This window comes from Pseudomonas sp. REST10 (assembly GCF_029542605.1).
Taxonomy (GTDB): domain Bacteria; phylum Pseudomonadota; class Gammaproteobacteria; order Pseudomonadales; family Pseudomonadaceae; genus Aquipseudomonas; species Aquipseudomonas khazarica.
Genome location: NZ_CP035677.1, coordinates 3,750,611 through 3,771,244 on the forward strand (window position 1 = coordinate 3,750,611; position 20,634 = coordinate 3,771,244).

The window sequence follows — 20,634 nt, forward strand, 5'->3', positions numbered from 1 at the left end:
GCAGGAACACGCAGCAAGCCGCATGGACGCTGGGGCACGCCTTACCCTGCCGGCGTCCCTCGGCGGCAACGACCCGTTCGCCACAGCCGATCCATCAGGCCAGTTCGAGGTTGTCAGCCGCCACACAGCACAGGGAATCGTCATGAAAACTGTCACTCGCATGCTTCTTGACCTTAGTGTTCGTAAAAAACTGCTCGGCGGCTTCGGCCTGATCCTGTTCATCACCCTGGCCACGGCCTGGATCGGCAACACCAGCCTGGACAGCACCCTCGATCGCATCGACAGCCTGCTGGGCGTCAGCGAGATCGACGCCAACCTGATGCGCGCGCGCCAGCAGGAAAAGAACTACCTGCTGCGCGACGATCAAACCGCCATGCAGCAGGCCCTGAGCCTGTCGCAGCAGATACAGGAGCAGGCCGCCGCGAAGGAAGCGGAGCTGGCACGCCCGGAAAACAAGGCGCTGATGCGCCAGATCCAGGAAGACGCCAGCGGCTACCGCGACGAGCTGACGCAACTGCAGGCCGCCGGCAAGGCCAGCAGCGAGGCGCAGCAAGCCATGGAAGAGTCCGCCCGTGCAGCGCTCAAGCGCTTCACCGAGCTGGAGGCCAAGCTGCGCCAGCTGGCCGTCGAACAGTTCCGCCTGAGCGGCGCGCAGAGCAGCATCGACACCCTGGACCGCGCCAACCAGGCCAGCCAACTGGCACGCGAGCTGCTGGAAGCGCGGCGCCGCGAGAAGGACTTCCTGCTGCGCCGCGACGACCAGTACGCACAGCTCCTCGATGGCCACTTCCAGTCACTCGACGACAAGAGCCGGCAACTGCTCAATACGCTGCAGGACGACGCCGCGCGCGCCGAGGTGGAAGAGGCGCTGCAGCAACTGGCTGCCTACCGCAGCCACTTCGCCCAGTTGAAGAACAACCTGAGCGAGCTGGACCAGAGCGAAGAAGACATGACCTCCCGCGCGCGCGAGGTCACGGCCGCGTCGAGCCAGTCGCTCAAGCTGCAGCGCGAGCTGCTGGCGAGCGACTCCAGCCACGCCAAGCAGACCCTGCTGATCGCCGCCGCGATCGCCTTCGTGCTCGGCGTGCTCTGCGCACTGTTCATCACCCAGGCCATCGTCACCCCGCTGCAGCGCGTGGTCGGCATCGCCCGGCAGGTCGCCGGCGGCGACCTGACCACCAATATCGAGAGCGACCGCCGCGACGAACTGGGCCAGTTGATGCAGGCCATGCAGGCCATGACCCTGAGCCTGCGGGACCTGATCGGCCAGCTCGGCGCGGGCATCACCCAGCTCGCCACGGCGGCGGAAGAGCTTTCGGCGGTGACCGAGCAGACCAGCGCCGGCGTCACCCAGCAGCGCATGGAGACCGACCAGGTCGCCACCGCAATGAACCAGATGGCGGCCACCGTGCAGGATGTCGCGCACAACGCCGAGAACGCCGCCAGCTCGGCCAGCGACGCGGAAGACCAGACCCGCGAAGGAGACAAGGTGGTGCAGCAGGCCATCACCCGCATCGAACAGCTGGCCAGCACCGTGGAGGCCTCCGCCGAGGCCATCGGCCGGCTCAAGGGCGACAGCGCCAACATCGGCACGGTGCTGGACGTGATCAAGAGCATCGCCGAGCAGACCAACCTGCTGGCACTCAACGCCGCCATCGAGGCCGCGCGCGCTGGCGAAGCGGGCCGTGGCTTCGCCGTGGTCGCCGACGAGGTGCGCGCCCTGGCGCGTCGCACGCAGGAGTCCACCCAGCAGATCGAACAACTGGTCGCCGCGCTGCAGAACGGCGCCGAGAGCGCAGTGAGCGTCATGGCGCAGAGCCGCAGCATGGCTGGCGAGACCGTGGAGGCGGCGCGCCACGCCGGTACCGCCCTGACGCGGATCGACGAAGCGGTGTCGCGCATCCAGCAGATGAACCAGCAGATCGCCACGGCCTCCGAGGAGCAGAGTTCGGTCGCCGAGGAGATCAACCGGAGCATCGCCAATATCCGCGATATCGCCGAGCAATCGGCCGCCGCGACCGAGGAGACCTCCACCGCCAGCGTAGACCTGGCGCGCCTGGGCAGCGACCTGCAGCAACAGATCAATCGCTTCCGGGTCAGCTGAGCCCGCGTGGGCACGGCGTTGGCGTTGTGCCCGTTTGCGCGCCACTCGCGCCGCAACGGGCACATGCCGCTGACGCGCGACCTTTTGCCCCGGCAGATAACGCTAATTGATCTTATTTAAATTCCGTTAGCCTGCTAATCTTGGCGCCCCGTTCCCCTGCCCGCCCGGATAGCTCTCCCGATGTCGCCGCTCCAGCGCTGTTTGCTGCCTCTTCTGGTCCTGCCCCTGATCGCTTGCGAACAGCACGCGAACTTCACCGCAGCGGAGCCCGGCGAAGCGCTGTCCGCCGGTGCGGCCACCGTGCGCAAGTTCGACCACAACGCCTTCTCCCTGCCATCGGCGAACCTGGCGCCGAGCCGGCGCCTGGACTTCTCGGTGGGCAACAGCTTCTTCCGCAACCCCTGGGTCACGGCCCCCGCCACCACCACCGCGCGTGACGGCCTGGGCCCGCTGTTCAACACCAACGCCTGCCAGAACTGCCACATCAAGGACGGCCGCGGCCATCCCCCGGCGGCGGATGCGCTGAGCGCCGCGTCGATGCTGGTGCGCCTGTCCCTGCCGGCGCGCCCGGAGGATGCCGAGCGCCTGCTGCAACAGGGGGTGATCGCCGAACCGACCTATGGCACCCAGCTGCAGGACATGGCCAACCCCGGGGTGGCGCCCGAGGGCAAGGTGCGCGTCAGTTACAGCAGCGTGCCGGTGAGTTTCGCCGACGGCACCGAGGTGGAACTGCGCAAGCCGCGCCTGGAAATCAGCCAGCTGGGCTACGGCGCCATGCACCCGGATACCCTGTTCTCGGTGCGCATCGCCCCGCCGATGATCGGCCTGGGCCTGCTCGAAGCCATCGCCGAAGCCGACATCCTCGCCGCCGCCGACCCGGACGACGCCGATGGCGATGGCATCTCCGGACGCGCCAACCGCGTCTGGGATCGCCAGCAGCAGCGCAGCGCACTGGGCCGTTTCGGCTGGAAGGCCGGCCAGCCCAGCCTCAACCAGCAGAACGCGGATGCCTTCGCCAACGACATGGGCCTGACCAGTTCGCTGATCCCCCACGACAACTGCACCGCCGCGCAAGCCGACTGCCTCGCCGCAGCGCACGGCGGTGAGCCGGAGGTCAGCGACACCATCCTCGCCAGCGTCCTGTTCTACAGCCGCAACCTCGGCGTGCCGGCGCGGCGCGATGTCGATGCACCCGAGGTACTCAAGGGCAAGAGCCTGTTCCACCAGGCCGGCTGCCAGAAATGCCATACCCCGAGCTTCACCACCTCGGCCGAAGCCGCCGAGCCGGAGCTGGCCAACCAGGTGATCCGCCCCTATACCGACCTGCTGCTGCACGACATGGGCGAAGGCCTGGCCGATGGCCGCGAGGAATTTCTCGCCAGCGGTCGCGAGTGGCGTACCCCGCCGCTGTGGGGCATCGGCCTGACCGAGGCGGTCAACGGCCATACCCAGTTCCTGCATGATGGACGCGCGCGCAACCTGCTGGAGGCGATTCTCTGGCATGGCGGCGAGGCCGAGGCGGCCCGGCAGCGCGTGCTGCAGTTCGACAGCGATGAGCGGGCCGCGCTGCTCGCCTTCCTCAACTCCCTCTAGGAGAGCGCCGCCAACATGCCTGCATTCGACCACACGGCCTTGAAATTGCCCCCGGTATGCGTGTTCGGCGCAGTAAACTGCGCATCCTCGAACCGCTTCGTCCCGTCTTCGCTCGTCGATCGTGTGAACACCCTCTAAGGAGCCTGCGATGTTGCCCAAAACCCTGATCGCCTCCCTGCTCGGCCTGGCCCTGGTCGGCTGCGGCCAGCAGGACCCCAAAGCCAAGGTCAGCGCCGCGCTGGCCGACGGCGTACTGCTGCCGGCCTACACCAGCTGGCAGGAAGCCGATCGCCAGCTGGCCACCAGCTCCGCCGCGTTCTGCGCCGGCAGCGCCGACCTGACGGCCGCCCGCCAGGCCTTTCTCGGCGCGCAGAGCGCCTGGGCCGGCTTGCAGCCGCTGCTGATCGGCCCGCTGGCCGAAGGCAACCGCGCCTGGCAGATCCAGTTCTGGCCGGACAAGAAGAACCTGGTGCAACGGCAGGTCGAAGCCCTGCTGAAGAACAAGCCGCAGCTGACTCCGGACGACCTGGCGAACGCCAGCGTGGTGGTACAGGGCCTGACCGCCTACGAGTACATCCTCTTCGACCCCGAGCTGGACCTGTCTCAGCCCGAGCAGAAAACCCGCTACTGCGCGCTGCTGCAGGCGATCGGCGTGCACCAGCAGGAGCTGGCCGGCAACATCGTCGGCGAGTGGCAGGGCAAGTCGGGCATGGCCGAGCAGCTGAAGACCTTCCCCAACGACCGCTACGCCGACGCCAACGAGGCCATCGCCGAACTGCTGCGCGTGCAGATCAGCGGCATCGATGGCCTGAAGAAGAAGCTCGGCGCCCCGCTCGGCCGCCAGACCAAGGGCATCCCCCAGCCGTACCAGGCCGAGGCCTGGCGCAGCACCGCCAGCCTGGCCAACCTCGGCGCGGCGCTGGCCAGCGCCGAACTGCTGTGGCATGGCGGCAATCGCGACGGCATCCAGGCGCTGCTCGGCGATGACCAGGCCGAGCTGGCCCAACGTATCGACGCGGCCTACCAGGAGACCCGTCAGCGCCTCGCCGCGCTGGAGCGCCCGCTGGGCGAACTGCTCGCCGACGAGGCCGGCCGCGCTAGCCTGAACGAGCTGTACGACAGCCTCAACCGCCTGCACCGCCTGCAGGAAAGCGACCTGGCCAAGGCCCTGGGCGTGCAGATCGGCTTCAACGCCCACGACGGAGACTGAGCATGCAACGCAGAACCTTCCTCGGCCTGGGCGCCGTGGCGGCGAGCCTGGCCGCCGCCGGCGCCTTCGGCAGCTGGACCCTGTTCGGCCCGTCCGGCCAGCCTCTGCTGCTGTCGGCCCGCGACGATGCCGACGGCAAGCACTATGCCGTGGGCTATCACCTCGATGGGCAGCAAGCCTTCGCCACCGCCGTGACCGAGCGCTGTCACGACGTGGTGCCGCACCCGAGCCTGCCACTGGCGCTGTTCGTCGGCCGCCGGCCGAGCACCGAGAGCTACCTGATCAACACCCGCGACGGCCGTCTGCTGCAGACCCTGGTCGCTGCCGAAGGCCGCCACTACAACGGCCACGCGGTGTTTCACCAGGACGGCGACTGGCTCTACGCCACCGAGAACGACACCACGGAGCCAGGGCGCGGCGTGCTGGGCGTCTATCGCCTGAACGGCGAACGACTCGAGCGCAGCGGCGAACACAGCACCCACGGCGTGGGCCCTCACCAGCTGCTGTGGATGCCCGACGGCGAGACCCTGGTGGTCGCCAACGGCGGCATCCGCACCGAGGCGGAAAGCCGCGTGGAGATGAACCTCGACGCCATGGACTCCAGCCTGGTGCTGATGCACCGCGATGGCAGCCTGGTCAGCCAGGAGAAGCTGGCCGACCAGCAGAACAGCGTCCGCCACCTTGCCGTGGCCCGCGACGGCACCGTGGTCAGCGGCCAGCAGTACATGGGCGACCTGCATGACGCCGTGCCGCTGCTCGCCATCAAGCGTCCCGGCCAGGCCTTCCAGGCGTTCCCGCTGGGCGAGGCGCAACGGGCGATGATGACCCAGTACACCGCCAGCCTGGCGATCCATGACGACCTGCGCCTGCTGGCGATGACCGCACCGCGCGGCAATCGCTTCTTCGTCTGGGACCTGGACAGCGCCGAGGTGCGCCTGGACGTGCCGCTGCCGGACTGTGCCGGGGTGGGCGCCGTCGCCGACGGTTTCGTCGTGACCTCGGGCCAGGGCCGCTGCCGCCTGTACGACTGCCGCGGCGAGCGCATCGTGGCCAAGGCCCTGGACCTGCCGGCCGGGCTCTGGGACAACCACCTGCGCCTGGGCTAGACGCTGCAGCAAGCGGTCGGCAATGCGCAGCAGGCTCAGGCACTGCTGCGCTCGATGAGCTCGAAGCCCACGTCCAGGCGCAGCGGCTGGCGTCCGCTGGCCGGCTCGGCAATGCGCGCCAGCAGGGCCTCGGCGATGGCACGGCCGATGCGCGCCCCATCCACCCGTACCGTGGACAGGGGCGGATGGGTGTGCGCCGCACTGGACAGGTCACCAAAGCCCATCACCGCCAGGTCCTCGGGCACGCGCAAGCCACGGCTGGCCGCCTCGGCCATCACCCCCTGCGCCAGGGTATCGGAACTGCACACCACCACCTCCCCGGCCGCGCCAGCCTGCAGCAGTCGCGCCAGGCCTTCGCGACCGACCGCCAGGGTCGCCGGCGCCGGCAACAGCTGCGCGCTGACGGGTGCCTCCAGGCGTCCCTCCAGGGCCGCCACCAGGCTGCGATAACGGCGCAGGCCGCGCGGGTCGTCGATGCCCACCACCGACACACGCCGGTAGCCCTTGCCGAGCAGGTAGGTCGCCACTGCCTGGCCAACCGCCTCGTGAGAGAAGCCGACCAGCATGTCCAGCGGCCGCTCGCACAGGTCCCATGCCTCGACCAGCGGAATGCCGACCCGCGCCAGGCGCTCGCGGCTGGCCTGGGTGTGCTCGGTGCCGGTCAGGACGATGCCGTCGGGGCGCCGCCCCAGCACCGCCTCGAGCAGCGCCTCCTCCTGCTCCGGGCGGTAGCCGGTCAGCCCCAGCAGGGTCTGGTAGCCCGCCGCCGCCAGGTGGTCGGTCAGTGCCTGCACGGTGTCGGCGAAGATCGAGTTGGCGATGGTCGGCAGGAAGATCGCCACCAGCCGGCTGCGACTGGAGGCCAGCGAGCCCGCCGCCAGGTTGGGCACGTAGCCGGTAGCCCGCACCGCCTCCAGCACCCGCTTGCGCGTGGCATCGGTAACCACCTCCGGCCGCCCCAGGGCGCGCGACACGGTGATCGGCGATACCCCTGCGACCCTGGCCACGTCGATCAGCGTGGGCGCTGTGCTGCTGCGTATCCCGGCAGGTCTCCGGCTCATCTCACGGCTCCATCATGCACGGTTTCACCCCCGGCTCGCGTCATTCCCCCGAGCCGAAGTCATCATACAACTTTAGTCGAACGGCCAGCGCTGGCCGATATCCGCCACGCCACCGTGCGACACCTGGAACAGGCCTCGCGCCATCGCCTGGAATGCGCAGAACACGGCAGCAATGCAGATGGCATGCGGCTTCATCCGTTCCAGGCCGACTATAGAGGCATACCCGTGCGCAGAGCAAAGCCTGAGGAAAAGCCTCGATTATCACGTTGACAGCGCATCGGGTGCTGCTGATAATCGATCCATGTCATACGACAACGTATGACAACAAAACAACAACAAGAGTCCAGACCCCAGCATGAGCAGCACGTCCCCAGAGCTACGCCCCTTCGACCGCATTCTCCTGACCGGCGCCGCTGGCGGACTGGGCAAGGTACTGCGTGAACGCCTGCGCCCCTACGCCAACATCCTGCGCCTGTCCGACATCGGCGAGATGGCCCCCGCCGCCGGCCCGCACGAAGAAGTGGTGCACTGCGACCTGGCCGACAAGGCCGAGGTCCAGCGCCTGGTCGAAGGCGTCGATGCCATCCTGCATTTCGGCGGTGTCTCGGTCGAACGCCCCTTCGAGGAAATTCTCGGCGCCAACATCTGCGGCGTGTTCCACATCTACGAAGCGGCGCGCCGCCATGGCGTGAAGCGCGTGGTGTTCGCCAGCTCCAACCACGTCATCGGTTTCTACCAGCAGGATGAACGGCTCGACGCCCGCTCGGCGCGGCGCCCGGACGGCTACTACGGCCTCTCCAAGTCCTATGGCGAGGACATGGCCAGCTTCTACTTCGACCGCTATGGCATCGAGACCGTCAGCATCCGCATCGGCTCGTCGTTTCCCGAGCCGGCCAATCGCCGCATGATGAGCACCTGGCTGAGCTATGACGACCTCACCCAGCTGATCGAACGCTGCCTGTACACGGCCAACGTCGGCCATACCGTGGTCTACGGCATGTCGGACAATCGCGACGTCTGGTGGGACAACCACCTGGCCGCCCACCTCGGTTTCCAGGCCAGGGACAGCTCCGAAGTGTTCCGCGACAAGGTCGAGGCGCAACCGCTGCCAGCCGCCGACGACCCCGCGCGCATCTACCAGGGCGGCGCCTTCGTGGCCGCCGGCCCGTTCGGCGACGACTGACGCCCGCACGCCCCGCTCCTGCCCCGACAACAACCAGAGCACACCACGGCCATGTCAGCAGAACTGATTGTCGACGCACGCAACGCGACCGGAGAAAGCCCGGTATGGAACGCCGCGGAACAGGCACTGTACTGGGTCGACATTCCCGCAGGCCGGCTGCATCGCTGGTCCGTGGCCGATGGCCAGACGCAGAGCTGGCAGGCCGATGAAATGCTCGCCTGCCTGGCCATGCACCCGTCCGGTGGCTGGCTCGCCGGCATGCAGAGCGGCCTCTTCCACCTGCGCCCGCAGGACGATGGCGGCATCCGCAGCGAGTGCCTGGCACGCGTCGAACACCCTCGCCCGCAGATGCGCTTCAACGACGGTCGCTGCGACCGCCAGGGACGTTTCTGGGCCGGCACGATGCTGCTGGACATGGCCGCCGGTGCCCGCGTCGGCGCGCTGTATCGCTACGACGGCCAGTTGCAGGAGCGGCTCGACGACCTCATCGTGCCCAATGGCCTGGCCTTCAGCCCCGATGGCCGGATCATGTACCTGTCCGACTCGCACCCGACGGTGCAGGCGGTCTGGGCCTTCGACTACGACACGGACAGCGGCACGCCGCACAACCGCCGCCTGTTCATCGACATGACGCGCCACCCCGGCCGCCCGGACGGCGCGGCGGTGGACGTCGACGGTTGCTACTGGATCTGCGGCAACGACGCCGGGCTGGTCCATCGCTTCACCCCCGACAGCCGCCTGGACCGCTCGCTCGCGGTTCCGGTGCAGAAACCCGCCATGTGCGCCTTCGGCGGGCCGCAGCTGGACACCCTGTTCGTCACCTCGATCCGCCCCGCCGGCGACGTTTCCGAGCAGCCGCTGGCCGGCGGTGTGTTCGCCCTGAGCCCTGGCGTGCGTGGCATGGCCGAACCGGCCTTGCGCCCCTGACCCGATTCACCCCGGGCCACCTCGTGGTACCGGTCTCGCGCTGCTGTTCACCAACAACAACAAGACGGAGCTTTCCGCATGAACCTCAAACGCAAGTTGCTACTCGCCACACTTCCTCTGGCTCTCGGCCTGTCCACCTTCGCCCAGGCCGAGATGACCCTGAAGATCGCTGAAATCCACCCGGCCGGCTACCCGACCGTGGTGGCCATGGACAACCTCGGCAAGAAGCTGGATGCAGCGACCGCGGGCGAGATCAAGTCGCGCATGTTCGCTGGCGGCGTACTCGGCTCGGAGAAGGAAGTGATCGAGCAGACCCAGATCGGCGCCGTGCAGCTGACCCGCGTCAGCCTCGGCTCGGTCGGCCCGGTCGTCCCCGCCACCAACGTCTTCAACATGCCCTTCGTGTTCCGCGACATCGAGCACATGCGCAAGGTGATCGACGGCGAAATCGGCCAGGAAATCCTCGATGCCATCACCAACTCCGACTTCAACATGGTCGGCCTGGCGTGGATGGAAGCCGGCAGCCGCAGCCTCTACACCAAGAAGCCGGTGCGCAAGCTGGAAGACCTCAAGGGCATGAAGATCCGCGTGATCGGCAACCCGCTGTTCATCGACACCCTCAACGCCATGGGCGCCAACGGCATCGCCATGGACACCGGGGAAATCTTCAGCGCCCTGCAGAGCGGCGTGATCGACGGTGCCGAGAACAACTCGCCGACTCTGCTCGAACACAACCACTTCCGCGCGGCCAAGTACTACACCCAGACCCACCACCTGATCCTCCCCGAGCCGCTGCTGATGTCCAAGACCACCTGGAACAAGCTGACACCGGAGCAGCAGGCGCTGGTCAAGAAGCTGGCCAAGGAAGCGCAGCTGGAAGAGCGCGAGCTGTGGGTCGCCAAGGAAAAGGCCAGCGACGAGAAGCTCAAGGCCGAGGGCGTCGAGTACATCGAGGTCGACACCAAGCCGTTCTACGACGCCACCGCCCCGGTCCGTGAGAAGTACGGCGCGCAGTTCGCCGACCTGATCAAGCGCATCGAAGCCGTTCAGTAATCCACGCGCAGCACGCGACGTGCGCCCCGGCCACGTCGCGTCACCGGTGAAGTCTCATGAAAAACCTGGTTCTGGGCGTCAACGACGCCATCTACCGCGCCTGTATCGCGACCGCCGGACTGGCGATCGTGATCATGGCCCTGATCATCCCCTGGGGCGTGTTCAGCCGCTACGCACTCGGCCAGGGCCTCGGCTGGCCCGAGCCTGTCGCCATCCTGCTGATGGTGTTGTTCACCTTCATCGGCGCCGCCGCCAGCTACCGTGCCGGCGCACACATGGCGGTGCAGGTGCTGAGCGATCGCCTGCCGGACATGGCGCAACCCTTTCTCACCCTGTTCGTGCGCCTGGCCATGGGCGCCATCAGCCTGTTCATGCTGATCTGGGGCTACAAGTTGTGCGTCGCCACCTGGAATCAGTACCTCAGCACGCTGACCTGGATGCGCGTCGGCATCAGCTACGCGCCGATTCCGCTGGGCGGCTTCGTCACCCTGCTGTTCGTCATCGAACAACTGCTCTACGGCGATCAGCACAAGCGCCGCGTCGTCGATTACGAGAACTGCGAAGATTCCAAGGAGTCCGTGTAATGGATGCAGCCATCCTGCTGGGCAGCTTCATCGCCCTGATCCTGCTGCGCGTCCCGGTCGCCTACGCCCTTGGCCTGGCGACCCTGATCGGCGCCTGGTGGATCGAGATTCCGCTGCACGCCGTGATGATCCAGATCGCCGGCGGCGTGAACAAATTCTCCCTGCTGGCCATCCCCTTCTTCGTCCTGGCCGGCGCGATCATGGCCGAAGGCGGCATGGCGCGGCGCCTGGTGGCGTTCGCCGGGGTGCTGGTGGGCTTCGTCCGCGGCGGCCTGTCGCTGGTCAACATCACCGCCTCGACTTTCTTCGGCGCCATCTCCGGCTCGTCGCTCGCCGATACCGCCTCGGTCGGTTCGGTGCTGATCCCGGAAATGGAGAAGAAAGGCTACCCGCGCGAGTTCTCCACCGCCGTCACCGTCTCCGGTTCGGTGCAGGCGCTGCTGACCCCGCCCAGCCACAACTCGGTGATCTACTCGCTGGCCGCCGGTGGCACGGTGTCGATCGCCGCGCTGTTCGTCGCCGGCATCGGCCCTGGCCTGCTGCTCAGCGCCACCATGGCCACGCTCTGCCTGCTGTTCGCCAGAAAGCGCAATTACCCCAAGGGCGAAGTGATTCCGCTGCGCCAGGCGCTGCAGATCTGCGTGGAAGCGCTGTGGGGCCTGATGACCATGGTAATCATCCTCGGCGGCATTCTCAGCGGCGTGTTCACCGCCACCGAGTCAGCAGCCGTGGCGGTGGTCTGGGCCTTCTTCGTGACCATGTTCATCTACCGCGACTACAAGTGGAGCGAGCTGCCGAAGATGCTGCACCGCACGGTGCGTACGCTGTCGATCGTGATGATCCTCATCGCCTTCGCCGCCAGCTTCGGCTACATCATGACGCTGATGCAGATTCCGTCGAAGATCACCACCGCGTTCCTGACCCTGTCGGACAACCGCTACGTGATCCTGATGTGCGTGAACTTCATGCTGCTGGTGCTCGGCACCCTGATGGACATGGCCCCGCTGATCCTGATCCTCACCCCGATCCTGCTGCCAGTGGTCACCTCGTTCGGCGTCGACCCGGTGCACTTCGGCATGATCATGCTGGTCAATCTGGGGATCGGCCTGATCACACCACCGGTAGGTGCGGTACTCTTCGTCGGTGCCGCCATCGGCAAGGTCAGCATCGAGAACACCGTGAAGGCCCTGCTGCCGTTCTACATCGCGCTGTTCGCGGTACTGATGGCCGTGACCTACATCCCTGCCATCTCCCTCTGGCTGCCCAGCGTGGTGCTGTAAGTCATCGGCCGCAGGTCGTCGATCCATCCCGAGCCGCCTTCCGGGCGGCTCCTTGCTGTATGAGGACATTTCGCTCCGCCATGTCTGCCGCCCTCTTCCCCCGGCACATCGCCGCCCTGATTCTCGCGACGCTGGCCTGCTCGTTCGCCGGCAACCACATCGCCGCACGCATCGCCTTCGACCATGAAGCCGGCCTGCTGCTGGCGATCCTCTGCCGCTCCGGGGTGACCCTGCTGGTGCTCAGTGCGCTGGTGCTCTGGCAACGCGACTCGCTGCGCCTGAAGCGCGAGACCTGGGGCTGGCAACTGCTGCTGGGCACGCTGATTGCGGTGCAGAGCTTCTGCATCTATTCGGCGGTGGCGCGCATTCCGGTCGGCCTGGCCCTGCTGGTGGTCAACCTGTCGCCGATCCTGCTCGCCCTGCTGACCTGGATACTCGGCGGCCCGGCACCAACCCGCCGGGCCGCGGTGATCATGGGCGTGATCCTGATCGGCCTGATGCTGGTGCTGGATGTACCGGCGCGCCTGGCCAGCCAGGGGGCCATCGACGAGCGCTGGGTCGAGGGTGTGCTGTTCAGCCTGACTGCCGCCGGCGTCTTCGCCGTGGCACTGTGGGTCACCGAGCACCGCCTCTCGGCCATGCCCGGCCGGGTCCGCAGCATGCTGACCATGGCGGTGGTGTTCAGCCTCTCGGCCATGGTCGGCGCCAGCGGCGCCCTGCCCGGTGGCGTGGGCCTGCCCAACGCACTCGCCGGCTGGATCGCCCTGGGCGTGCTGGTGACGCTCTACGGAACGGCGTTCTCGCTGCTGTTCATCCTCATGCCGCGCCTGGATATCGCGCGTAATGCACCGGTGATGAACATGGAGCCGGTCGCCGGCATGCTGTTCGGCTGGCTGATCCTCGGCCAGCTGCTCGGCGCCCTGCAGGTGCTCGGTGGCCTGATCGTGGTCGGCGGCATCATCGCCCTGGCCTACCGCCGCTAGGCGACGCGCATGGACAGCACGCGCATCGCCGCCGAATCAGCCGTGCAGCGCTTCGGCCTCGGCCGCCTCGTGCGCCTGCCGCAGGCGCTCACGGCTGTTGGTCAGGTGCAGGCGCATCGCCGCCCGCGCGGCCTCGGCATCCTGGCGGGCGATGGCCTCGAAGATCTGCTCGTGCTCCCGCTCCAGGCGCGCCATGTAGTGGGTCTGATCGTCACGCGCCAGGCTGGCGGAATTGACCCGGGTACGCGGGATGATGCTGGTCCCCAGGTGGCTGAGGATATCGGTGAAGTAACGGTTGCCCGTGGCCTCGGCGATGCTCAGGTGGAACTGGAAATCCGAGGAGACCGCGTCACTGGCATGTGCCACGCTCTCGTTGATGGCATCCAGCGCCTCGCGAATGGCTTTCAGCTGGGCATCGCTGCGCCGCTGCGCCGCCATCCCGGCGGACTCCACTTCGAGGCTGATGCGCAGCTCGAGAATGGCCAGCACGTCACGCAGCGTGACGATGGTCGCCGGGTCGATACGAAAACCACTGGCGCTGGGGGTATCGAGCACGAAGGTGCCGATCCCGTGGCGCGTCTCCACCAGCCCGGCGGCCTGCAGACGCGACAGGGCCTCGCGTACCACGGTACGGCTGACACCCTGTTCTTCCATGATGGCCGACTCGGTGGGCAACTTCTCACCACGCTTGATCTGGCCGTCACGAATGCGCTGCGACAGCTCCGCCACCAGCTCCTGGGCCAGGCTGCGGTGCTTGCGACGAGCACGAGGTTGAGCGTTCTGCATTTCCATGATGGATGAGCTCTCGACTTGATACTGTGCGGCAATGATAGCCCAGCGGTTGTACGATGACACTATGAATTCCCGACAAATCCAGGCTCAGGGGCGGCACATGGCGACGACCTTGCTGACGTTAGGCGACGATCTCACCCAGCTGACCCTGGCCCCGGAGCTGGGCGCCAGCCTGGTCAACTGGAGTCGGCGCAGCGATGGCCGCCCACTGCTGCGCCACAGCGACGACCTCGCGCTGGCCGCCGGCAATCCCAGACGCCTGGCCTGCTACCCGTTGCTGCCATGGTCCAACCGCATCGGCGGCGGTGGCTTCGACACCCCGGCTGGCTGGCAGGCGCTCGTGGCCAATACCGAGCATGAGGCACTGCCCATACACGGCAGTGCCTGGCAGCAGCCCTGGCAGGTGGTCAACGTGACATCGGACAGCGCCCGGCTGCAGCTGCACAGCCAGCATCCCTTCCCCTACCACGCGGACCTGCAGGTGCGGCTCGATGCGGGGCGCCTGCAGCTGAGCCTGCAAGCCACTCATGCGGGGAGCCAGCCCACCTGGTATGGCCTCGGCCTGCATCCCTACCTGCCACGCAACGCCCACACACAGTTGCAGGTGCAAGCCAGCGGTGTCTGGTTAAGTGATGAAAACAAGTTGTCCAGTCGCTGGATCGAGTTGCCCGAAGTCTGGAACTTCGACGCCCCCGCTGCATTACCGGCGCAAGTTGTCGACCATGCCTTCAGCGGGTGGCCCGGTCACGCGCGAATCATTCAACACGATGGCGGCTACCAACTTCTCTGCGAAACACAGGGCACGGAAGTATTTCTATTGTTCTGCCCGCAGGACCAGCCCTTCTTCTGTTTCGAGCCGGTCAGCCACCCGGTCAACGCCCACCATCTGCCGGGGCGTCCGGGGCTGCACTTGCTGCAACCCGGGCAAACTTGCCGGTTGACTGTCACCCTGCACTACCAGGCGCTGACCAACTGATCACTGGACATTCATCGGACGTCGGCGATAATACGCCTCCGTTGCACCACGCAACTTTTCTCGACGAATAGTTACAGATACTCGTAACAACCGAGACAGGAGAACGATGCCGGCATGTCATGCCGCATTGCACGCTCCCCCGCCAGTCGACGCGAACTTTCCATGCACGCCAGGCCGAAACTGATCGCCCTGGTATTGCGCGTGTCATCTGGATCGATCAGGAACCTACAGGTAAACCCCGTGACGAAAGACGAACTGCGCGCAGAACTAGAGCGCCAGGCGCAGCGTTACAAGGATGTATACGGCGGTGAGGTCATCACCTACGCCGCTCAACCGGACCCCGACCGCAAACCCTGGCGCAAGAAACCCAGCCTGCTCGACCAGGCCTTCGACAAAGAAATCGAGAAGATCGAGAAGGAACGCCAGGACAAGCAGGACGCCGCCGACGAAGCCGCCGGCTAGCGCCCTTCCGCTCAGCGCTTCTTGCTGCCGAGCAGCGACCCCATGAGTCCACGCACCAGCTGCCGGCCAATCTGGTTGGCGGCCTGGCGCAGCGCGCTCTTCATCGCACTGCCAATCAGCTCGCCGGCCATGTCGCCCAGTCCGGGCTCGGCCTTCTGCGGCTTCTGCGCGGTCTTGGCCGGCGCCTCCTGACGCGCTTCGGCACGGGCGGTCAGCAGCTCGTAGGCCGACTCGCGGTCGATGGGCTTGTCGTAGCGCCCTGCCAACGGCGACTGGCGCACCAGCGCCGCGCGCTCGGCCTCGCTCAGCGGCCCGATGCGTGACTGCGGCGGCGCGATGGCCACGCGTTGCACCATGGCCGGAGTGCCCTTGTCCTCCAGCGTGCCGACCAGCGCCTCGCCGATCCCCAGTTCGGTGAGCACGCTCAGGCTGTCGAACGCCGGATTGGGGCGAAAGCCGTCGGCAACCGCGCGCAGCGCCTTCTGTTCCTTGGTGGTGAACGCCCGCAGACCATGCTGGATACGCAGGCCGAGCTGGGCCAGCACGTCATCGGGCAGGTCGCTGGGCGACTGGGTGACGAAATACACCCCGACGCCTTTAGAGCGGATCAGTCGCACCACCTGCTCCAGACGCTCCTGCAACGCCTTCGGCGTGCCCTCGAAGAGCAGATGCGCTTCGTCGAAGAACAGCGCCAGTACCGGCTTGTCGGCGTCGCCCCGTTCCGGCAACTGCTCGAACAGCTCGGCCAGCAGCCAGAGCAGGAAGGTCGCGTAGACCTTCGGCGCCTCGTGCACCAGGCGGCTGGCATCGAGCAGATGGATGCGGCCACGGCCGTCACGATCCGGATGCAGGAGATCCTCCAGTTGCAGCGCCGGCTCGCCGAACAGGGCTTCGGCGCCCTGCTGTTCCAGGCTTGCCAGGCGGCGCAACAGCGCCTGCGCCGAGGTGCTGGTGAACAGCGCGGCATCCTCGCCGAGCACCGCCGGGTTGTCCTTGAGATGGCCGAGCAGCGCCTTCAGGTCCTTCATGTCGAGCAGCAGCAGGCCTTCGCGATCCGCCACCTTGAACGCCGCATACAGGGCGGCCTGCTGACTGTCGGTCAGCTCCAGCAGGGCGCTCAGCAACAGCGGGCCCATCTCGCTGAGCGTGGTGCGCAACGGGTGACCGCTGCGACCATGCACATCCCACAGGGTCACGGGGTACGCCTGCGGCTGGTGATTCAGCCACGGCATGCTGGCGATGCGTTCGGCGACCTTGCCCTGCGGCGTGCCAGCGGCGCCGAGACCGCAGAGGTCACCCTTGACGTCCGCGGCGAACACCGCCACCCCGGCATCACTGAAGGTCTCGATCAAGCGTTGCAAGGTCACGGTCTTGCCGGTACCGGTCGCCCCGGCAATCAGGCCGTGACGGTTGGCCAGACGCAACGGCTGGCCGACGGCCTGACCGTCGCTACCCGCCCCCAATACGAACTGCGAATTCAAAGGCATCTTGCCATCCCCTGGGTTAAAGCTTTACTGCAACTATGACGATACAGGCTTGAAAGCAACAGCGGCGCGCACGTGCCACGGCAGCTACGCGGCGCAGCGCATTGTGCCGCAGTGGAATACAAGACTGGTTCCAGAGGCCTCCGGAAGCAAGACGATATGACTAAAAACCTGCAGTTCAGCCACAAGATCCTGCTCGCCGCGTCGTTGGTGGTGATCGTCGCCTTTTCCCTGTTCACCCTCTACAACGACTACCTGCAGCGCAACGCCATTCGCGACGACCTGGAAAACTACCTGCATGAGATGGGCGACGTCACGGCCAGCAACATCCAGAACTGGCTGTCCGGGCGCATCCTGCTGGTGGAAAGTGCCGCGCAGTCGATCAGCAACGACAGCTCGCCCGAGCGCGTGACCAAGCTGCTGGAGCAGAAGGCCCTGACCTCGTCCTTCGCCTTCACCTACCTCGGCACCGAGAACGGCGAGTTCACCATGCGCCCCGACGAGGAAATGCCCGCCGACTACGACCCTCGCGTGCGCCCCTGGTACAAGGACGCCAAGGCCGCTGGCGGCACCACCCTGACCGAGCCCTACGTCGATGCCGCGACCAGCGAGCTGATCATCACCATCGCCACGCCAGCGCAGTCGGCAGGCGTGGTGGGCGGCGACCTGAGCCTGCAGACCCTGGTCGACATCATCAACGCGCTGGACTTCGACGGCATCGGCTATGCCTTCCTGGTCAGCTCCGACGGCGAGATTCTCGTGCACCCGGACAAGAGCCTGGTGATGAAGAACCTCAAGGACGTCTATCCACAGAACACCCCCGTGATCAGCAACGCCTTCAGCGAAGCCACGCTGGACGGCAGCGAGCGCATCCTGACCTTCACGCCGGTCAAGGGGCTGCCCTCGGTCAGCTGGCACATCGGCCTGTCCGTGGACAAGGCCAAGGCCTACTCGATGCTCACCGAGTTCCGTGCCTCGGCGATCATCGTCACGGTCATCGCCGTGGTGCTGATCATCGGCCTGCTGGGCCTGCTCATTCGCGTGCTGATGCGACCGCTGATCACCATGGGCAAGGCCATGGAGGACATCGCCCAGGGCGAGGGTGACCTGACCAAGCGCCTCGACATCGAGTCCGGTGATGAATTCGGTGCCCTGGCCAGTTCCTTCAACCGCTTCGTCGAACGTATCCATTCGTCGATCCGCGAGGTGTCGTCGGCCACCGTGCAGGTCAACGAAGTGGCCAAGCTGGTGGTCAATGCCTCCAACTCGTCGATGGCCAACTCCGATGAACAGGCCAGCCGCACCAACAGCGTCGCGGCGGCGATCAACCAGCTCGGCGCCGCCGCCCAGGAGATCGCGCGCAACGCCGCGGACGCCTCCAACCAGGCGTCCGATGCCCGTCACCAGGCCGAGGACGGCGGCAAGGTGGTGCAACAGGCGATCCGCTCGATGAGCGAGCTGTCGGACAAGATCAGCGATGCCTGCGCCAAGATCGAGATGCTCAACAGCAAGACCGTGGACATCGGCCAGATTCTCGAGGTGATCAAGAGCATTTCCCAGCAGACCAACCTGCTCGCCCTCAACGCGGCGATCGAGGCCGCGCGCGCAGGCGAGGCCGGTCGCGGCTTCGCGGTGGTGGCGGACGAGGTGCGCAACCTGGCGCACCGCACCCAGGAGTCGGCGCAGGAGATCGAGAAGATGATCGAAGAGCTGCAGGTCGGCTCACGCGAATCGGTCACCACCATGACCGAGAGCCAGCGCTACAGCGAAGACAGCGTGGAAATCGCCAACCAGGCCGGCGAACGGCTGGGCACGGTCACCGCGCGCATCGGCGAGATCGATGGCATGAACCAGTCGGTGGCCACCGCCACGGAAGAACAGACCTCGGTGATAGAGTCGCTGAACATGGACATCATCGAAATCAACACCCTCAACCAGGAGGGCGTGGAGAACCTCCAGGCCACCCTGCGTGCCTGCGGCGACCTGGAGCAGCAGGCTGTGCGCCTCAAGCACCTGGTCGACAGCTTCCGCATCTGAGGCACATCCGGCTCATGAGAAAGGGCGCCGTGGCGCCCTTTCTTCATTCCTGCCCGGGGGTTCGTTCCTGCTGCTCCTGCAGCTGCCGCCAGAGCTCCGCAGCGTCGGGGAAATCGGTGCCATCCTCGTCGCCGAGTGCATCCGGGTCGTAGCGCCGCACGCAGCCTTCACCGAGCGTCGGCGGCGCCTTGGACGTGGCCTTATCCAACGGATCGCTCATTGCCACTCCCCTCGCCGGCACCGCGTTCATGCTGGGCGAATTCCTTGACCGCCCTGAGCACATCGTGCCGGCTGATCTGTCCGACCAGGCGACCGTCCTCGATCACCGGCATGCGCCGACGCCGCCCGCGCAGGAAACGCTCCGACAACTCGATGATGTCCGCCTCGGGGGTCACCGTCTCGACCTGGGTGGTCATGTACGAGCTGACGGTGCCGCCGATGGCTTCGTAATAGGCGCCGGAGAGGATGCCACGCAGGCAGTCGCTCTCCGACAACAGCCCGATCAGGTGCCCTTGCGAATCGACCACCGGCGCCCCGGAAATACGGTGCTCCAGCAGCCGGTTGATGGCGGTGAACAGATCGGTATCCGACCTGAAGGTCACCAGCCGCCGAGTCATATAGTCACGAACCTTGATGGACTTGAGCATGGCCGTTCTCCTCTGACATGCACCGGGCCGGCCCATGCGACAAGATCAGTCGAAAACCACCGTCTTGTTGTCGTGAACCAGCACTCGGTCTTCCAAGTGATAGCGTAGCCCACGCGACAGCACCATCTTCTCCACGTCCTTGCCCAGACGCACCATTTCCTCGATATCGTCGCGGTGGCTGACGCGCACGACGTCCTGCTCGATGATCGGCCCGGCATCCAGTTCTTCGGTCACGTAGTGGGACGTCGCGCCGATCAGCTTCACGCCACGCAGCGAGGCCTGGTGGTAGGGCTTGGCGCCGACGAAGGACGGCAGGAAGCTGTGGTGGATGTTGATCACGCGCTGCGCGTACTCGGTGCACAGTGCCGGCGGCAGGATCTGCATGTAGCGCGCCAGGACGATGACGTCGGCCTGATGTTCCTTGACCAGACGCTCCACCTCGGCGAAGGCCGGCGCCTTGTCCTTGGCATCGACCGGCACATGGAAATAGGGAATACCGTGCCACTCGACCATGCTGCGCAGGTCGTCATGGTTGGCGATCACGCAGGGGATGTCGCAATCCAGTTCGTTGCTGTGCCAACGGTGCAGCAAGTCGGCCAGGCAATGCGATTCGCGGCTGGCCATCAGCACCACGCGCTTCTTCTGCGCCGAATCGGTGACACGCCACTCCATGGAGAACTCGCGTGCGATGGGCGCGAAGGCCTGCTTGAAACCCTCCAGGTCGAACGGCAGGGAGTCGGCACGAATCTCGTGGCGCATGAAGAACCAGCCACTCTGCGTATCGGAGTGATGGCTCGCTTCGGTAATCCAGCCGTTGTAGGTCGCGAGGAAATTACTGACTTTGGCAACGATGCCGACGCGGTCAGGGCAGGAAATGATCAATCTGAAGGTACGCATAACTAAAACCCCAAGGACGGCGCAAAAGGCGGCCATTCTAACGGCAAGCCTGAAAAACTGCAGTAGCGGCGCGGCTGACGGCGCATTGAATACAGGCGCTGCAAGCGCGCAAGAATCGGCGCACTGCCGAGCGGGAAACTTGGAAAACTCCGGAAATAGGCAAACTGAACTAAGCGCGACGACACGGGGAGTTTCAGCACAACTCGGTTATTTCACCCCCCGCTGTTTACTTGCTATAAGTGCACGCCTATTATT

The 20,634-nt window shown here is 66.3% G+C and carries 20 protein-coding genes; 13 read left to right on the plus strand and 7 right to left on the minus strand.

Annotated elements, in window-relative coordinates; genetic code table 11:
• Positions 1-142 precede the first annotated feature (142 nt).
• The 4 genes from EWH21_RS17660 to EWH21_RS17675 all read left to right on the plus strand — a co-directional run bounded on the left by EWH21_RS17660 (position 143) and on the right by EWH21_RS17675 (position 6,013).
• The gene (locus EWH21_RS17660; protein WP_277698951.1) at positions 143-2,104 is read left to right on the plus strand and encodes a methyl-accepting chemotaxis protein; all 1,962 of its coding nucleotides are present in this window, start codon (positions 143-145) and stop codon (positions 2,102-2,104) included.
• Between the two features lie 180 nt (positions 2,105-2,284).
• Positions 2,285-3,697 carry a di-heme oxidoredictase family protein gene (locus EWH21_RS17665; RefSeq protein WP_277698952.1) on the plus strand — a complete coding sequence of 471 codons (1,413 nt, stop codon included), beginning with the start codon at positions 2,285-2,287 and terminating at the stop codon, positions 3,695-3,697.
• A gap of 148 nt (positions 3,698-3,845) precedes the next feature.
• The gene (locus EWH21_RS17670) at positions 3,846-4,907 is read left to right on the plus strand and encodes an imelysin family protein (protein WP_037049179.1); all 1,062 of its coding nucleotides are present in this window, start codon (positions 3,846-3,848) and stop codon (positions 4,905-4,907) included.
• A gap of 2 nt (positions 4,908-4,909) precedes the next feature.
• Positions 4,910-6,013, plus strand: a complete 1,104-nt coding sequence (locus EWH21_RS17675; protein WP_277698953.1) for a DUF1513 domain-containing protein — start codon at positions 4,910-4,912, stop codon at positions 6,011-6,013.
• 35 nt (positions 6,014-6,048) lie between these two features.
• On the opposite strand, the gene EWH21_RS17680 is transcribed toward EWH21_RS17675, so the two are convergent.
• Entirely contained in the window at positions 6,049-7,074 is a 1,026-nt protein-coding gene (locus tag EWH21_RS17680; protein ID WP_134677106.1) for a LacI family DNA-binding transcriptional regulator, read from the minus strand.
• 72 nt (positions 7,075-7,146) lie between these two features.
• The gene (locus EWH21_RS17685) at positions 7,147-7,269 is read right to left on the minus strand and encodes a hypothetical protein (RefSeq protein WP_277698954.1); all 123 of its coding nucleotides are present in this window, start codon (positions 7,267-7,269) and stop codon (positions 7,147-7,149) included.
• A 160-nt stretch (positions 7,270-7,429) separates the two neighbouring features.
• On the opposite strand from EWH21_RS17685, the gene EWH21_RS17690 reads away from it, so the two are divergent.
• The 6 genes from EWH21_RS17690 (at position 7,430) to EWH21_RS17715 (ending at position 13,084) form a co-directional block, all read left to right on the plus strand.
• Positions 7,430-8,257, plus strand: coding sequence for an NAD(P)-dependent oxidoreductase (locus tag EWH21_RS17690; protein ID WP_150606027.1), 828 nt, complete (start codon positions 7,430-7,432; stop codon positions 8,255-8,257).
• Between the two features lie 51 nt (positions 8,258-8,308).
• On the plus strand, positions 8,309-9,184 hold the full coding sequence (locus EWH21_RS17695) for an SMP-30/gluconolactonase/LRE family protein (protein WP_277698955.1): 876 nt from the start codon (positions 8,309-8,311) through the stop codon (positions 9,182-9,184).
• 78 nt (positions 9,185-9,262) lie between these two features.
• Complete coding sequence (locus EWH21_RS17700; protein WP_152489356.1) at positions 9,263-10,237, plus strand: TRAP transporter substrate-binding protein; 975 nt, start codon at positions 9,263-9,265, stop codon at positions 10,235-10,237.
• A gap of 56 nt (positions 10,238-10,293) precedes the next feature.
• A complete protein-coding gene (locus EWH21_RS17705; RefSeq protein ID WP_037049193.1) occupies positions 10,294-10,821 on the plus strand; it encodes a TRAP transporter small permease in 528 nt (175 codons plus the stop codon).
• Positions 10,821-12,101, plus strand: a complete 1,281-nt coding sequence (locus EWH21_RS17710) for a TRAP transporter large permease (protein ID WP_037049195.1) — start codon at positions 10,821-10,823, stop codon at positions 12,099-12,101. Before EWH21_RS17705 ends, EWH21_RS17710 begins: the two co-directional genes overlap by 1 nt.
• An 80-nt stretch (positions 12,102-12,181) precedes the next feature.
• Positions 12,182-13,084 carry a DMT family transporter gene (locus EWH21_RS17715; protein ID WP_037049197.1) on the plus strand — a complete coding sequence of 301 codons (903 nt, stop codon included), beginning with the start codon at positions 12,182-12,184 and terminating at the stop codon, positions 13,082-13,084.
• Between the two features lie 36 nt (positions 13,085-13,120).
• On the opposite strand, the gene EWH21_RS17720 is transcribed toward EWH21_RS17715, so the two are convergent.
• A complete protein-coding gene (locus EWH21_RS17720) occupies positions 13,121-13,876 on the minus strand; it encodes a FadR/GntR family transcriptional regulator (protein WP_037049198.1) in 756 nt (251 codons plus the stop codon).
• Positions 13,877-13,976: 100 nt separating this feature from the next.
• On the opposite strand from EWH21_RS17720, the gene EWH21_RS17725 reads away from it, so the two are divergent.
• Positions 13,977-14,852 (plus strand): aldose 1-epimerase, encoded by an 876-nt coding sequence (locus tag EWH21_RS17725; protein WP_277698956.1) that lies wholly within the window; start codon positions 13,977-13,979, stop codon positions 14,850-14,852.
• Between the two features lie 240 nt (positions 14,853-15,092).
• Positions 15,093-15,314, plus strand: a complete 222-nt coding sequence (locus EWH21_RS17730) for a hypothetical protein (protein ID WP_037049204.1) — start codon at positions 15,093-15,095, stop codon at positions 15,312-15,314.
• 11 nt (positions 15,315-15,325) lie between these two features.
• On the opposite strand, the gene EWH21_RS17735 is transcribed toward EWH21_RS17730, so the two are convergent.
• Complete coding sequence (locus EWH21_RS17735; RefSeq protein ID WP_277698957.1) at positions 15,326-16,801, minus strand: helicase HerA-like domain-containing protein; 1,476 nt, start codon at positions 16,799-16,801, stop codon at positions 15,326-15,328.
• Between the two features lie 156 nt (positions 16,802-16,957).
• Here EWH21_RS17735 and EWH21_RS17740 point away from each other — a divergent pair, with 156 nt between their 5' ends.
• On the plus strand, positions 16,958-18,835 hold the full coding sequence (locus EWH21_RS17740; RefSeq protein ID WP_277698958.1) for a methyl-accepting chemotaxis protein: 1,878 nt from the start codon (positions 16,958-16,960) through the stop codon (positions 18,833-18,835).
• 43 nt (positions 18,836-18,878) lie between these two features.
• Here the strand turns inward: EWH21_RS17740 and EWH21_RS17745 are convergent, their stop codons facing one another.
• From EWH21_RS17745 to purU, 3 genes are read right to left on the minus strand one after another with little or no spacing between them, the layout of a single operon-like run.
• Positions 18,879-19,055 carry a hypothetical protein gene (locus tag EWH21_RS17745; protein ID WP_167494362.1) on the minus strand — a complete coding sequence of 59 codons (177 nt, stop codon included), beginning with the start codon at positions 19,053-19,055 and terminating at the stop codon, positions 18,879-18,881.
• Positions 19,036-19,482, minus strand: coding sequence for a CBS domain-containing protein (locus tag EWH21_RS17750; RefSeq protein WP_037049210.1), 447 nt, complete (start codon positions 19,480-19,482; stop codon positions 19,036-19,038). Before EWH21_RS17750 ends, EWH21_RS17745 begins: the two co-directional genes overlap by 20 nt.
• A 45-nt stretch (positions 19,483-19,527) precedes the next feature.
• Positions 19,528-20,379 carry a formyltetrahydrofolate deformylase gene (gene purU, locus EWH21_RS17755; protein ID WP_037049214.1) on the minus strand — a complete coding sequence of 284 codons (852 nt, stop codon included), beginning with the start codon at positions 20,377-20,379 and terminating at the stop codon, positions 19,528-19,530.
• Between the last annotated feature and the right edge of the window lie 255 nt (positions 20,380-20,634).

What these genes read in the sequence shown, in the direction of transcription:
- EWH21_RS17660 (WP_277698951.1), top strand. Translation starts at nt 143, where the DNA reads ATGAAAACTGTCACTCGCATGCTTCTTGACCTTAGTGTTCGTAAAAAA.
- EWH21_RS17665 (WP_277698952.1), top strand. Translation starts at nt 2,285, where the DNA reads ATGTCGCCGCTCCAGCGCTGTTTGCTGCCTCTTCTGGTCCTGCCCCTG.
- EWH21_RS17670 (WP_037049179.1), top strand. Translation starts at nt 3,846, where the DNA reads ATGTTGCCCAAAACCCTGATCGCCTCCCTGCTCGGCCTGGCCCTGGTC.
- EWH21_RS17675 (WP_277698953.1), top strand. Translation starts at nt 4,910, where the DNA reads ATGCAACGCAGAACCTTCCTCGGCCTGGGCGCCGTGGCGGCGAGCCTG.
- EWH21_RS17680 (WP_134677106.1), bottom strand. Translation starts at nt 7,074, where the DNA reads ATGAGCCGGAGACCTGCCGGGATACGCAGCAGCACAGCGCCCACGCTG.
- EWH21_RS17685 (WP_277698954.1), bottom strand. Translation starts at nt 7,269, where the DNA reads ATGAAGCCGCATGCCATCTGCATTGCTGCCGTGTTCTGCGCATTCCAG.
- EWH21_RS17690 (WP_150606027.1), top strand. Translation starts at nt 7,430, where the DNA reads ATGAGCAGCACGTCCCCAGAGCTACGCCCCTTCGACCGCATTCTCCTG.
- EWH21_RS17695 (WP_277698955.1), top strand. Translation starts at nt 8,309, where the DNA reads ATGTCAGCAGAACTGATTGTCGACGCACGCAACGCGACCGGAGAAAGC.
- EWH21_RS17700 (WP_152489356.1), top strand. Translation starts at nt 9,263, where the DNA reads ATGAACCTCAAACGCAAGTTGCTACTCGCCACACTTCCTCTGGCTCTC.
- EWH21_RS17705 (WP_037049193.1), top strand. Translation starts at nt 10,294, where the DNA reads ATGAAAAACCTGGTTCTGGGCGTCAACGACGCCATCTACCGCGCCTGT.
- EWH21_RS17710 (WP_037049195.1), top strand. Translation starts at nt 10,821, where the DNA reads ATGGATGCAGCCATCCTGCTGGGCAGCTTCATCGCCCTGATCCTGCTG.
- EWH21_RS17715 (WP_037049197.1), top strand. Translation starts at nt 12,182, where the DNA reads ATGTCTGCCGCCCTCTTCCCCCGGCACATCGCCGCCCTGATTCTCGCG.
- EWH21_RS17720 (WP_037049198.1), bottom strand. Translation starts at nt 13,876, where the DNA reads ATGGAAATGCAGAACGCTCAACCTCGTGCTCGTCGCAAGCACCGCAGC.
- EWH21_RS17725 (WP_277698956.1), top strand. Translation starts at nt 13,977, where the DNA reads ATGGCGACGACCTTGCTGACGTTAGGCGACGATCTCACCCAGCTGACC.
- EWH21_RS17735 (WP_277698957.1), bottom strand. Translation starts at nt 16,801, where the DNA reads ATGCCTTTGAATTCGCAGTTCGTATTGGGGGCGGGTAGCGACGGTCAG.
- EWH21_RS17740 (WP_277698958.1), top strand. Translation starts at nt 16,958, where the DNA reads ATGACTAAAAACCTGCAGTTCAGCCACAAGATCCTGCTCGCCGCGTCG.
- EWH21_RS17745 (WP_167494362.1), bottom strand. Translation starts at nt 19,055, where the DNA reads ATGAGCGATCCGTTGGATAAGGCCACGTCCAAGGCGCCGCCGACGCTC.
- EWH21_RS17750 (WP_037049210.1), bottom strand. Translation starts at nt 19,482, where the DNA reads ATGCTCAAGTCCATCAAGGTTCGTGACTATATGACTCGGCGGCTGGTG.
- purU (WP_037049214.1), bottom strand. Translation starts at nt 20,379, where the DNA reads ATGCGTACCTTCAGATTGATCATTTCCTGCCCTGACCGCGTCGGCATC.